8 protein-coding genes are annotated in these 12,747 nt (G+C 66.4%); all 8 read right to left on the bottom strand.

Annotation, left to right across the window (positions count from 1 at the left end; genetic code table 11):
• Window positions 1–19: 19 nt before the first annotated feature.
• On the bottom strand, window positions 20–3,919 hold the full coding sequence (locus IF73_RS0118735) for a DNA-directed RNA polymerase subunit beta' (RefSeq protein WP_030494219.1): 3,900 nt from the start codon (window positions 3,917–3,919) through the stop codon (window positions 20–22).
• 98 nt (window positions 3,920–4,017) lie between these two features.
• A complete protein-coding gene (gene rpoB / locus IF73_RS0118730) occupies window positions 4,018–7,500 on the bottom strand; it encodes a DNA-directed RNA polymerase subunit beta (protein ID WP_031009370.1) in 3,483 nt (1,160 codons plus the stop codon).
• 546 nt (window positions 7,501–8,046) lie between these two features.
• A complete protein-coding gene (gene rplL / locus IF73_RS0118725) occupies window positions 8,047–8,433 on the bottom strand; it encodes a 50S ribosomal protein L7/L12 (RefSeq protein WP_031009366.1) in 387 nt (128 codons plus the stop codon).
• 111 nt (window positions 8,434–8,544) lie between these two features.
• Window positions 8,545–9,075 carry a 50S ribosomal protein L10 gene (rplJ, locus tag IF73_RS0118720; protein WP_030494216.1) on the bottom strand — a complete coding sequence of 177 codons (531 nt, stop codon included), beginning with the start codon at window positions 9,073–9,075 and terminating at the stop codon, window positions 8,545–8,547.
• A 248-nt stretch (window positions 9,076–9,323) separates the two neighbouring features.
• A complete protein-coding gene (locus IF73_RS0118715) occupies window positions 9,324–10,253 on the bottom strand; it encodes a hypothetical protein (RefSeq protein WP_031009364.1) in 930 nt (309 codons plus the stop codon).
• A 168-nt stretch (window positions 10,254–10,421) separates the two neighbouring features.
• Window positions 10,422–11,150: a 50S ribosomal protein L1 gene (gene rplA / locus IF73_RS0118710; RefSeq protein ID WP_031009362.1), complete on the bottom strand. Its 729-nt coding sequence runs from the start codon at window positions 11,148–11,150 to the stop codon at window positions 10,422–10,424.
• A gap of 82 nt (window positions 11,151–11,232) precedes the next feature.
• Window positions 11,233–11,667: a 50S ribosomal protein L11 gene (gene rplK, locus IF73_RS0118705; RefSeq protein WP_030494213.1), complete on the bottom strand. Its 435-nt coding sequence runs from the start codon at window positions 11,665–11,667 to the stop codon at window positions 11,233–11,235.
• A gap of 173 nt (window positions 11,668–11,840) precedes the next feature.
• Window positions 11,841–12,731, bottom strand: coding sequence for a transcription termination/antitermination protein NusG (gene nusG / locus IF73_RS0118700; protein WP_031009359.1), 891 nt, complete (start codon window positions 12,729–12,731; stop codon window positions 11,841–11,843).
• Window positions 12,732–12,747 lie beyond the last annotated feature (16 nt).

Genomic DNA, 12,747 nt, shown 5'->3' with positions numbered 1-12,747 from the left:
CTTCGGTCAAGCGACTCGCTTACTGGTTGTACGGACCGTAGTCGTAGTCCTCCAGCGGAACGGCCTGGCCGGAGCCGGTGCCGAACGGCGAGTAGTCGAGGTCGTCGTAGCCGACGGACGAGTACATCGCCGCCTTGGCCTCCTCGGTCGGCTCGACCCGGATGTTGCGGTAGCGGGACAGACCCGTACCGGCCGGGATGAGCTTACCGATGATCACGTTCTCCTTGAGGCCGATGAGGCTGTCGGACTTGGCGTTGATCGCCGCGTCCGTCAGGACTCGGGTCGTCTCCTGGAAGGAGGCGGCCGACAGCCAGGACTCCGTGGCCAGCGAGGCCTTGGTGATACCCATCAGCTGCGGACGGCCGGAGGCGGGGTGACCGCCCTCGGTGACCACACGACGGTTCTCCTGCTCGAACTTCGAGCGCTCGACCAGCTCGCCCGGGAGGAGCTCCGCGTCGCCGGACTCGATGATCGTCACGCGGCGGAGCATCTGCCGGATGATGATCTCGATGTGCTTGTCGTGGATCGACACGCCCTGCGAGTTGTAGACCTTCTGGACTTCGCCGACCAGGTGGACCTGGACCGCGCGCTGACCGAGGATCCGGAGCACGTCGTGCGGGTTGGTGGCACCCACGGTGAGCTTCTGGCCCACCTCGACGTGGTCGCCCTCGCCCACGAGCAGACGGGCACGCTTCGAGATCGGGTAGGCCGTCTCGTCGGTGCCGTCGTCCGGGGTGACGACGATCTTCTTGGTCTTCTCGGTCTCCTCGATGCGGACGCGACCGGCCGCCTCGGAGATCGGGGCGACACCCTTCGGCTGACGCGCCTCGAAGAGCTCGACGACACGCGGCAGACCCTGGGTGATGTCGTCACCGGCCACACCACCGGTGTGGAAGGTACGCATCGTCAGCTGGGTACCGGGCTCACCGATGGACTGGGCGGCGATGATGCCGACCGCCTCACCGATGTCGACCAGCTTGCCGGTGGCCAGCGAGCGGCCGTAGCAGAAGGCACAGGTGCCGACGGCGGACTCACAGGTCAGGACCGAGCGGGTCTTGACCTCCTCGACGCCCGCGTTGACCAGGGCGTCGATGAGCACGTCACCCAGGTCGACGTTGGCCGGCGCGATGACCTTGCCGTCCACGACGACGTCCTCGGCGAGCATCCGCGCGTACACGGAGGTCTCGACGTCGTCCGTCTTCCGCAGGACACCGGCCTCGTCCTTGGCCGCGATCCGCAGCTTCAGACCGCGCTCGGTGCCACAGTCCTCCTCGCGGATGATCACGTCCTGCGAGACGTCCACCAGACGACGGGTCAGGTAACCCGAGTCGGCGGTACGCAGGGCGGTGTCGGCGAGACCCTTACGGGCACCGTGCGTCGAGATGAAGTACTCGAGGACGGACAGACCCTCGCGGAAGGACGCCTTGATCGGACGCGGGATGGTCTCGTTCTTGGCGTTCGACACCAGACCACGCATACCGGCGATCTGCCGCATCTGCATCATGTTTCCTCGGGCACCCGAGTCAACCATCATGAAGATGGGGTTCGTCTTGGGGAAGTTCGCGTTCATCGCCTCGGCGACCTCGTTGGTCGCCTTGGTCCAGATCGCGATGAGCTCCTGCGTGCGCTCTTCCTTGGTGATCAGACCGCGCTCGTACTGCTTCTGGACCTTCTCGTCCTGCTCCTCGTAGCCCTTGACGATGGCCTTCTTGGCCTCGGGCACGACGACGTCGGAGATGGCCACGGTGACGCCCGAACGGGTCGCCCAGTGGAAGCCGGCCGCCTTCAGGTTGTCGAGCGTCGCCGCCACGATGACCTTGGGGTAGCGCTCCGCCAGGTCGTTGACGATCTCGGAGAGCTGCTTCTTGCCCACCGAGTAGTCGACGAACGGGTAGTCCTCGGGCAGCAGCTCGTTGAAGAGCGCGCGGCCCAGCGTGGTCTTCAGACGGAACGAGTCACCCGTCTGCCACTCCGGCTCGCCCTCCTCGGCGACCGGGGGAACCCAGCCGCGCGGCGGAACGGTGCCGATCGGGAAGCGGATGTCGATCTGCGACTGCAGCGACAGCTCGCCGGCGTCGAACGCCATGATCGCCTCGGCCGTGGAGCCGAACGCGCGGCCCTCGCCCTTGACGTCACGCAGCTCGCCGTCGGTGGTGAGGAAGAACAGACCGAGGACCATGTCCTGGGTCGGCATCGTCACCGGACGGCCGTCGGCCGGCTTGAGGATGTTGTTCGAGGACAGCATCAGGATGCGGGCCTCGGCCTGCGCCTCCGCGGAGAGCGGCAGGTGCACGGCCATCTGGTCACCGTCGAAGTCCGCGTTGAAGGCGGTGCAGACGAGCGGGTGGATCTGGATGGCCTTGCCCTCGACCAGCTGCGGCTCGAAGGCCTGGATGCCGAGGCGGTGCAGCGTGGGCGCACGGTTCAGCAGAACCGGGTGCTCGGCGATGACCTCTTCGAGGACGTCGTACACGACCGTGCGGCCGCGCTCGACCATCCGCTTCGCCGACTTGATGTTCTGCGCGTGGTTCAGGTCGACCAGGCGCTTCATCACGAACGGCTTGAAGAGCTCCAGCGCCATGGCCTTCGGCAGACCGCACTGGTGCAGCTTGAGCTGCGGGCCGACGACGATGACGGAACGCGCCGAGTAGTCGACACGCTTGCCGAGCAGGTTCTGACGGAATCGACCCTGCTTACCCTTCAGCATGTCGCTGAGGGACTTCAGCGGACGGTTGCCGGGGCCCGTCACCGGGCGACCACGACGGCCGTTGTCGAAGAGGGCGTCGACCGCCTCCTGGAGCATCCGCTTCTCGTTGTTCACGATGATCTCGGGGGCACCGAGGTCGAGCAGACGCTTCAGACGGTTGTTGCGGTTGATCACACGGCGGTACAGGTCGTTCAGGTCGGAGGTCGCGAAGCGGCCACCGTCGAGCTGCACCATCGGACGCAGGTCCGGCGGGATGACCGGCACGCAGTCGAGAACCATGCCCTTGGGGCTGTTCGCGGTCTGCAGGAACGCGGAGACGACCTTGAGGCGCTTGAGCGCACGGGTCTTCTTCTGGCCCTTGCCGGTGCGGATGATCTCGCGGAGCTTCTCGGCCTCCTCCTCGAGGTCGAAGGACTCCAGGCGCTTCTGCAGCGCCGCGGCACCCATCGAGCCGTCGAAGTACGTGCCGAAGCGGTCACGCAGCTCGCGGTAGAGGAGCTCGTCGCCCTCCAGGTCCTGGACCTTGAGGTTCTTGAAGCGGGACCAGACCTCGTCCAGACGGTCGATCTCGCGCTGCGCGCGGTCGCGCAGCTGCTTCATCTCGCGCTCGGCACCCTCGCGCACCTTGCGGCGCACGTCGGCCTTGGCGCCCTCGGCCTCCAGCTCGGCCAGGTCGGACTCGAGCTTCTTGGCGCGGTTCTCCAGGTCGGAGTCGCGGCGCTGCTCGATCTGCTGACGCTCGACGGAGACGTGGGCCTCCAGCGACGGCAGGTCGCGGGTACGACGCTCGTCGTCGACGTACGTGATCATGTACGCCGCGAAGTAGATGACCTTCTCCAGGTCCTTCGGGGCGAGGTCGAGCAGGTAGCCCAGACGCGACGGAACGCCCTTGAAGTACCAGATGTGGGTGACGGGAGCGGCCAGCTCGATGTGGCCCATCCGCTCACGGCGCACCTTGGCGCGGGTGACCTCGACGCCACACCGCTCACAGATGATGCCCTTGAAGCGGACACGCTTGTACTTGCCGCAGTAGCACTCCCAGTCCCGGGTCGGACCGAAGATCTTCTCGCAGAAGAGTCCGTCCTTTTCGGGCTTCAGGGTGCGGTAGTTGATGGTCTCCGGCTTCTTGACCTCGCCGTGGCTCCACTGACGGATGTCGTCAGCGGTGGCCAGACCGATCCGGAGCTCGTCGAAGAAGTTGACGTCGAGCACTATGCGTCAATCCCTCTCAGGGTTGTAAGGCTGTGGGGTCTGATACGGGGGTCCTGGGGCCGGCGGGCCTTGATCACTCAAGGCCCGCCGGACTCCCGTCAGACCTCTTCGACGCTGCTCGGCTCGCGCCGGGACAGGTCGATGCCGAGCTCCTCCGCTGCGCGGAAGACGTCCTCGTCGGTGTCGCGCATCTCGATGGACATGCCGTCCGAGGACAGCACCTCCACGTTGAGGCACAGGGACTGCATCTCCTTGATGAGCACCTTGAAGGACTCGGGGATGCCGGGCTCAGGGATGTTCTCGCCCTTGACGATGGCCTCGTAGACCTTCACGCGGCCGGTCACGTCGTCGGACTTGATCGTCAGCAGCTCCTGGAGGGCGTACGCGGCGCCGTAAGCCTCCAGCGCCCACACCTCCATCTCACCGAAGCGCTGGCCACCGAACTGGGCCTTACCACCCAGCGGCTGCTGGGTGATCATCGAGTACGGACCGGTCGAACGCGCGTGCAGCTTGTCGTCGACCAGGTGGTGGAGCTTGAGGATGTACATGTACCCGACCGAGATCGGGTCCGGGAACGGCTCGCCGGAGCGGCCGTCGAACAGGCGCGCCTTACCGGTCGGGAGCACCATGCGCTCGCCGTCGCGGTTCGGGATGGTGTGCTGGAGCAGACCGGCGAGCTCGTCCTCACGGGCACCGTCGAAGACCGGGGTCGCGACGTTGGTGCCGGGGGCGACCTGGTCGGCGCCGATGGCCTGGAGGCGCTGCGCCCACTCGTCCGCGAGGCCGGAGACGTCCCAGCCGCGGCTGGCGAGCCAGCCGAGGTGGATCTCCAGGACCTGTCCCGGGTTCATTCGGGACGGGACACCCAGCGGGTTGAGGATGATGTCGACCGGGGTGCCGTCCTCGAGGAAGGGCATGTCCTCGATCGGGAGGATCTTGGAGATGACACCCTTGTTGCCGTGGCGGCCGGCGAGCTTGTCACCGTCGGTGATCTTGCGCTTCTGGGCGACGTAGACGCGGACCAGCTGGTTCACGCCCGGGGGAAGCTCGTCGCCCTCCTCGCGGTCGAAGACGCGGACGCCGATGACCTTGCCGGTCTCGCCGTGCGGGACCTTCAGCGAGGTGTCACGGACCTCACGGGCCTTCTCACCGAAGATCGCGCGGAGCAGGCGCTCCTCCGGGGTCAGCTCGGTCTCACCCTTGGGCGTGACCTTGCCGACCAGGATGTCGCCGGCGACGACCTCGGCACCGATGCGGATGATGCCGCGCTCGTCGAGGTCGGCGAGGACCTCCTCGGAGACGTTCGGGATGTCCCGGGTGATCTCCTCGGGGCCGAGCTTGGTGTCACGGGCGTCGACCTCGTGCTCCTCGATGTGGATCGAGGAGAGGACGTCGTCCTGCACGAGGCGCTGCGACAGGATGATCGCGTCCTCGTAGTTGTGACCCTCCCACGGCATGAACGCCACGAGCAGGTTCTTGCCGAGCGCCATCTCGCCGTCTTCGGTGGCGGGGCCGTCGGCGAGGACCTGGCCCTCGATGACGTGGTCGCCCTCGGAGACGACGACCTTCTGGTTGACCGAGGTGCCCTGGTTCGAGCGGGAGAACTTGTGCAGGCGGTACGTGTTGTACGTGCCGTCGTCGTTGGCGACCGTGATGTAGTCGGCCGACAGCTCCTGGACGACACCGGCCTTCTCGGCCTTGAGGACGTCACCGGCGTCGGTGGCACAGCGGTACTCCATGCCGGTGCCGACGAGCGGGGCCTCCGCCTTGATGAGCGGGACGGCCTGGCGCATCATGTTCGCGCCCATGAGGGCGCGGTTGGCGTCGTCGTGCTCGAGGAAGGGGATCATGGCGGTCGCGACCGACACCATCTGGCGCGGCGAGACGTCCATGTAGTCCACGTCCGACGGCTCGACGTAGTCGACCTCGCCGCCACGCTTGCGGACCAGGACGCGGTTCTCGGTGAAGCGCAGCTCGTCGTCGAGCGCGGCGTTGGCCTGCGCGATGACGAACCGGTCCTCCTCGTCGGCGGTGACGTAGTCGACCTCGTCGGTGACCTGGCCGTCGACGACCTTGCGGTACGGCGTCTCGATGAAGCCGAACGCGTTGACGCGGCCGTACGAGGCGAGCGAACCGATCAGACCGATGTTCGGGCCTTCGGGGGTCTCGATCGGGCACATGCGTCCGTAGTGGGACGGGTGCACGTCTCGGACCTCGAAGCCGGCCCGCTCACGGGAGAGACCACCCGGGCCGAGCGCGGACAGACGACGCTTGTGCGTCAGCCCGGACAGCGGGTTGTTCTGGTCCATGAACTGCGACAGCTGGCTGGTGCCGAAGAACTCCTTGATGGAGGCGACGACCGGCCGGATGTTGATCAGGGTCTGCGGCGTGATCGCCTCGACGTCCTGGGTGGTCATCCGCTCGCGGACGACGCGCTCCATACGGGCCAGACCCGTGCGGACCTGGTTCTGGATGAGCTCGCCGACGTTGCGCAGACGACGGTTGCCGAAGTGGTCGATGTCGTCGGTCTCGACGACGATCTCGTTGCCGTTCTCGCCGATCGTCTCGGTCTCGCCCGCGTGGAGCTTCACGAGGTACTTGATCGTGGCGATGATGTCGTCGGTGGTGAGGATGCCGGCGTCGAGCGGCTCGTCGGCGCCGAGCTTCTTGTTCACCTTGTAGCGGCCGACCTTGGCGAGGTCGTAGCGCTTCGGGTTGAAGTAGAGGTTCTCGAGCAGCGTCTGAGCGGCCTCACGGGTCGGCGGCTCGCCCGGACGGAGCTTGCGGTAGATGTCGAGCAGCGCGTCGTCCTGGCCCTGGGTGTGGTCCTTCTCCAGGGTGGCGCGCATGGACTCGTACTCGCCGAACTCCTGGAGGATCTGCTCGGTGGTCCAGCCGAGGGCCTTCAGGAGGACGGTGACCGACTGCTTGCGCTTGCGGTCGATGCGGACGCCGACGAGGTCACGCTTGTCGATCTCCATCTCCAGCCAGGCACCCCGGGAGGGGATGATCTTGGCGGAGAAGATGTCCTTGTCGGACGTCTTGTCGATGGAGGAGTCGAAGTAGACGCCCGGGGAGCGGACGAGCTGCGACACGACGACACGCTCGGTGCCGTTGATGACGAAGGTGCCCTTGTTGGTCATGAGCGGGAAGTCGCCCATGAAGACCGTCTGGGACTTGATCTCGCCGGTCTCGTTGTTGGTGAACTCGGCGGTGACGAAGAGCGGGGCGCCGTACGTGAAGTCACGGTCCTTGCACTCGTCGATGGAGTTCTTCGGCGGCTCGAAGCGGTGGTCGCGGAAGGTCAGCGACATCGACCCGGAGAAGTCCTCGATCGGGGAGATCTCCTCGAAGATCTCCTCGAGACCGGACTTCGTGGGGACGTCCTGTCCCGACTCAAGGGCAGCCTCGACGCGAGCCTTCCAGGCGGCGTTGCCGAGCAGCCAGTCAAAGCTCTCGGTCTGCAGCGCGAGGAGGTTCGGAACCTCGAGGGGCTCCTTGATCTTTGCAAAGGAGATGCGCAGCGGGGCGGTGCTTGCGCCGGTGTTCATGTTGTTCGAGGCGTTGCGCGAGGCGGCCAAGAGGGGGTCCTTCCGAGGGCTCGGACTCACTACGCGCGTACCGGTCCCCAGCAACGCTTCACGGCAGACGTTTCCTGAAGTGACCAAAAGGCCAGGTCAGACGGGGTCGGTCCACGAAGCTGATGCGAAGGTATGCCCCTGGTGACGGGCAGGGGGCAGCTAACAGGCAGCGCAAAGGGTCAGTGTAGCCACTTGGCCCACTGATGTCCAGGGCGACTGCTTCGCGACCCTCGTTGCTCTCAACTCCGCGGTACTCGCGCCGTGCGGCGCACCTCGATACTGCCCGTTCGGTCGTCGATCCATGCCTCGGAAACGGATCGTTGTGACGACGCGTCCTGAGAATTGCGCGCGGCGTGCCGTTCGTCAAGGCCCCCGCCTGCGAGCGGCGCACGGCGAAGATCACCATACTCCGCTTCCGGAGACCCGTACGACCCCCGCCACGCGGGTCCCGGGAACGCCGAAAGGCGACCACCCAGATGGATGATCGCCTTTCGGTGCCTCCGCGTTACACGGGGGCGAGAGTCAGCTCAGCGAGCCGAAACGGTCTTACTTGACCGTGACGGTGGCGCCGGCGCCCTTGAGGGCCTCGGCGGCCTTCTCGGCGGCGTCCTTCGCGACCTTCTCGAGGACCGGCTTCGGGGTGCCGTCGACGAGGTCCTTGGCCTCCTTGAGGCCCAGGGAGGTGAGCTCGCGCACGACCTTGATGACCTGGATCTTCTTGTCGCCGGCACCCTCGAGGATGACGTCGAACTCGTCCTGCTCCTCGGCCGCACCGGCGGCGTCGCCACCACCGGCGGCGGGGGCGGCAACGGCGACGGCCGCGGCGGCGGTGACGTCGAACTTCTCCTCGAAGGCCTTCACGAACTCGGAGAGCTCGATGAGGGTCATCTCCTCGAACTGGGCGAGGAGGTCGTCCTGAGAGAGCTTCGCCATGATGGGCGATCCTTCCACTAATTCGGCAGGTGCCGATGTGTCTATAGAGGCGGGCGTAACGGCCCGCTACGACCCGCGCACTAGGCGGCGCGGATCAATGCGCGAGCCGAATTACTCGGCACCGCCCTGCTCGGCCTGCTTGGCACGGAGCGCGTCCACGGTGCGGACGAGCTTCGACGGCAGAGCCTGGAAGAGCTGAGCAGCCTGGGACTGCTTGCCCTTGAAGGCGCCGGCCAGCTTGCTGAGCAGAACCTCGCGGGACTCGAGGTCCGCAAGCTTCTTGATGTCGTCGGCGGAGAGAGCCTTACCGTCAAGGACACCGGCCTTGATGATGAGGTTCGGGTTCTCCTTGGCGAAGTCACGCAGGGCCTTCGCCGACTCCACCGGGTCACCGGTGACGAAGGCGACCGCGGTCGGACCAGCGAAGTGCTCGTCCAGTGCGGTGATCCCGGCCTCGTTGGCCGCGATCTTGGTCAGCGTGTTCTTCACCACGGCGTACTGGGCGTTCTCACCGAGCGAGCGACGCAGCGTCTTGAGCTGCGCGACGGTGAGACCCCGGTACTCGGTCAGCACGGCGGCGTTGGAGCTGCGGAACTGGTCCGTGAGCTCGGCCACCGATGCAGCCTTGTTGGGCGTCGGCATAGTGCGTTCGCCTCCTTCCGGGTGATGAGGACCGCTCAGAAGGGGCTGAACAAACGAAAACGCCCCGGGCGCAGGCGCACGGGGCTCAGCTCGACCGGACGGAACATCCGGGAACTCTCCACAGTCACCTGCGCGGGTCGTCCGCAGTCAGCGGATCCTTCGGCCACCGCACCCGGTAGGGGCACAGCAACGACCAGCGGTCTTTGGCTTCTGTGGAAGAGTACGTGACGTCGTGCGTCAGGGGCAAATCAGCCCTGAGCGCCCGCGGCGTCCCCGGCGTCCTCGAGGCCCTCGCCCATGTCCTTGAGCATCTGGAACAGGTCCACGGTCTCGTCGGCCGGCGGCGCCTGGACGGCGGCCTTGGTGCCGTAGTCGCTGTAGTCGGCGCGGAGGTTCATCTTGCCCTCGGCCATCTCCATGGCGATGTCCATACGGGCCGGGTAGCCGTTCTCGTCGACCCAGACCTCGGTGTCGTAGCCCTTGAGACCGGTCTTCTTCATGTTCTCGATGAGCTGGTCGTGCTCCTCCTTGGTGAGGAGCTCCATCGACTTGTTGGCCTTCAGCATCTGCTCGAAGGTGAGCGTGCCCTTGTAGTGCTGGGTCTCCATGCCGTTGACCTTCTCGGCACCGACGTGCTTCAGGTCCGGGGAGTCCAGCAGGAGGGCGAGCTGCTGCGCCGGGTCCTGGTTCATCTGGTCCAGGTTGCCGGTCATGGCCTTCTGGAGGGACTTGTCGCCGGAGGCCTCGGCCGCCGCCTTCATGTCCAGCTTCATCCAGCGCTTGCCGTCCATCTCGGCGGCCTGCTTCTCGCCCATGTCCATGTACATGACGTTGTCGAGCATCAGCATGCGCATCTGCTCCGGAGCGTCGGGGTTGCCGGCGCTGAGCATGGAGCCCTTGATCGTGTAGTCCATGACCATGGGGTCCCAGCCCTGGACGCCGGACATCTCCATGGTGCCGGACTCGGCGCCGACGCCCTCCAGGCTCATGGTCATCGTGACCTTGGCCGCCTTGGCCGCCGAGGTCTTCTCGTACGCCGCCGTCAGCACCTGCGTGACGTCCCCGGCCTTCGCCGTGCCCGCCGCCTTGCCGTCGCCGTCGTTACAGCCCGCCAGGCCCGCCACGAGGCCCGCGGCGGTGAGCGCGACGCCGGCGCGCTTCCAGGTCGACTTGCCCATAGGTGTTCCCCACCCCTTGATCTTCGTCTTTGCGATCTTCGTCTTTGCGTTCTCTCGAACCGTAACGCACCCCTGCGACAGAGAGAGACGCAAATAAAGCCGCCCCCCGTTCCTCCGGAGAGGAAAGGGGGGCGGCTTCAGGACTGACTGCCTCTAAGCCGGAAGGGCTCAGACCGCGGCCGGGTCCTCCTCGACGAGGAGGTTACGGGTGCGGTTCGAGTCGACCGGGATGCCGGGGCCCATCGTGGTGCTGATGGCGGCCTTCTTGATGTAGCGGCCCTTGGCGGCGGACGGCTTCAGACGGAGGATCTCCTCCAGGGCCGCGCCGTAGTTCTCCACCAGCTGCGTGTCGTCGAAGGACGTCTTGCCGATGATGAAGTGCAGGTTCGAGTGCTTGTCGACGCGGAACTCGATCTTGCCGCCCTTGATGTCGTTGACAGCCTTGGCGACATCGGGGGTCACGGTGCCGGTCTTCGGGTTCGGCATGAGACCACGCGGACCGAGCACGCGGCCGAGGCGGCCGACCTTGCCCATGAGGTCCGGGGTGGCGACCACGGCGTCGAACTCGTTCAGGCGGTTGCCCTTGGCGATCTCGTCGATCAGCTCGTCGGAGCCGACGATGTCGGCGCCCGCGGCGACCGCGGCCTCGGCACGCTCACCGGTCGCGAAGACCAGGACCCGGGCGGTCTTGCCGGTGCCGTGCGGGAGGTTCACGGTGCCACGGACCATCTGGTCGGCCTTGCGCGGGTCGACACCCAGGCGGAAGGCGACCTCGACGGTGCCGTCGAACTTCGTGGTGGAGGTCTCCTTGGCAAGGCGGACGGCCTCGAGGGGAGCGTAGAGCTTCTCCCGGTCGACCTTGGCGTCCGCAGCGCGGAGGGACTTGCTGCGCTTCACTTCTGCTCCTGTGTGTTTCAGGTTGTGGAGTCGTGGTGCGGGCCAAGCGCTGGCCCTACCACTGAGGTCACGAGGGGGGTGATCAGCCCTCGACCGTGATGCCCATGGAACGGGCGGTGCCGGCGATGATCTTCGACGCGGCGTCCAGGTCGTTCGCGTTGAGGTCGGGCATCTTGGTGGTGGCGATCTCGCGGACCTGCGCCTCGGTGATCTTGGCGACCTTGGTCTTGTGCGGCTCGCCGGAGCCCTTCTCCACGCCCGCGGCCTTGAGGATCATCTTGGCGGCCGGCGGGGTCTTGGTGATGAAGGTGAAGGAACGGTCCTCGTAGACCGTGATCTCCACCGGGATCACCCAGCCACGCTGCGACTCGGTCGCGGCGTTGTAGGCCTTGCAGAACTCCATGATGTTGACGCCGTGCTGGCCGAGCGCGGGGCCGACCGGCGGGGCCGGGTTGGCCGCACCGGCGTTGATCTGGAGCTTGATAAGCCCCGTGACCTTCTTCTTCTTGGGAGGCATAGCTCTCTCCGGGTCCTAGTGAGAGTTTTCAGCCGATCCATCCGGTCATCCGGATGGAGGCATACCGCACAACGATAACGGGTATAGCTGCGCGTCCAAAAACCGAGCAGGTCAGAGGGGCTGTGGCAGCCCCTCTGACCTGTCCGGAAATCTGTGCTGGATCCCGAGAACGATCAGTTCTTCTGGATCTGGTCGAAGCTGAGCTCGACCGGGGTCTCGCGACCGAAGATCTCGACGAGACCCTTGACCTTCTTCGAGTCCGGGTTGATCTCGTTGATCGTGGCCTGGAGGGTGGCGAAGGGGCCGTCGGTGACGGTGACCGAGTCGCCGACCTCGAAGTCGAGGACCTGGACCTCCAGCTTGCGGGCCGGAGCCGGCTTGCCCTCGGCCTCGGCGGCCTCGCGGGCGGCCTTCTCCTCGGCCTCCGGGGCGAGCATCTTGACGATCTCGTCCAGGGTCAGCGGGTACGGGTCGTAGGCGTTGCCCACGAAGCCGGTGACGCCGGGGGTGTTGCGGACGACGCCCCAGGACTCGTTCGTCAGGTCCATGCGGACGAGGACGTAGCCGGGGAGCTTGTTCTGCTTGACGTTCTTCCGCTCGCCGCCCTTGATCTGGACGATCTCTTCCTCGGGCACCTCGGCCTGGTAGATGAAGTCCTCGACGTTGAGCGAGACGGCGCGCTGCTCCAGGTTGGCCTTCACGCGCTTCTCGTAGCCCGCGTAGGTGTGGATGACGTACCACTCGCCGGGCAGGGTGCGCAGTTCCTCGCGGAGCGCGGCGACGGGGTCGACCGGGGCGGCCGGCTCGGCCTCCTCCTCGGTCTCCTCGACGTCGGCCTCGGCCTCGGTCTCGGCGGCCTCGTCCTCGTCGGTCTCCTCGACCTCGTCGGCGGGCTCGGACTCGTCGTCCTCGGCGTCCTCGACGGCGGAGTCCTCGGCGGCCTCTTCCGCCGCGGCGTCCGCAGCCTCGGCCTGGTCCTCGTCCTCGTCGGCGGCCTCGATGGCGTCCAGCTCGTCCTCGACGGGCTCGGACTCGAAGGCGTCGTTCAGGTTCGCGTCAGACACGGTGGCTGCTTCTTCC

The sequence above is a fragment of the Streptomyces sp. NRRL F-5727 genome (assembly GCF_000719555.1).
Classification (GTDB): Bacteria; Actinomycetota; Actinomycetes; order Streptomycetales; family Streptomycetaceae; genus Streptomyces.
This window is presented reverse-complemented; position numbering and strand designations above follow the sequence as displayed.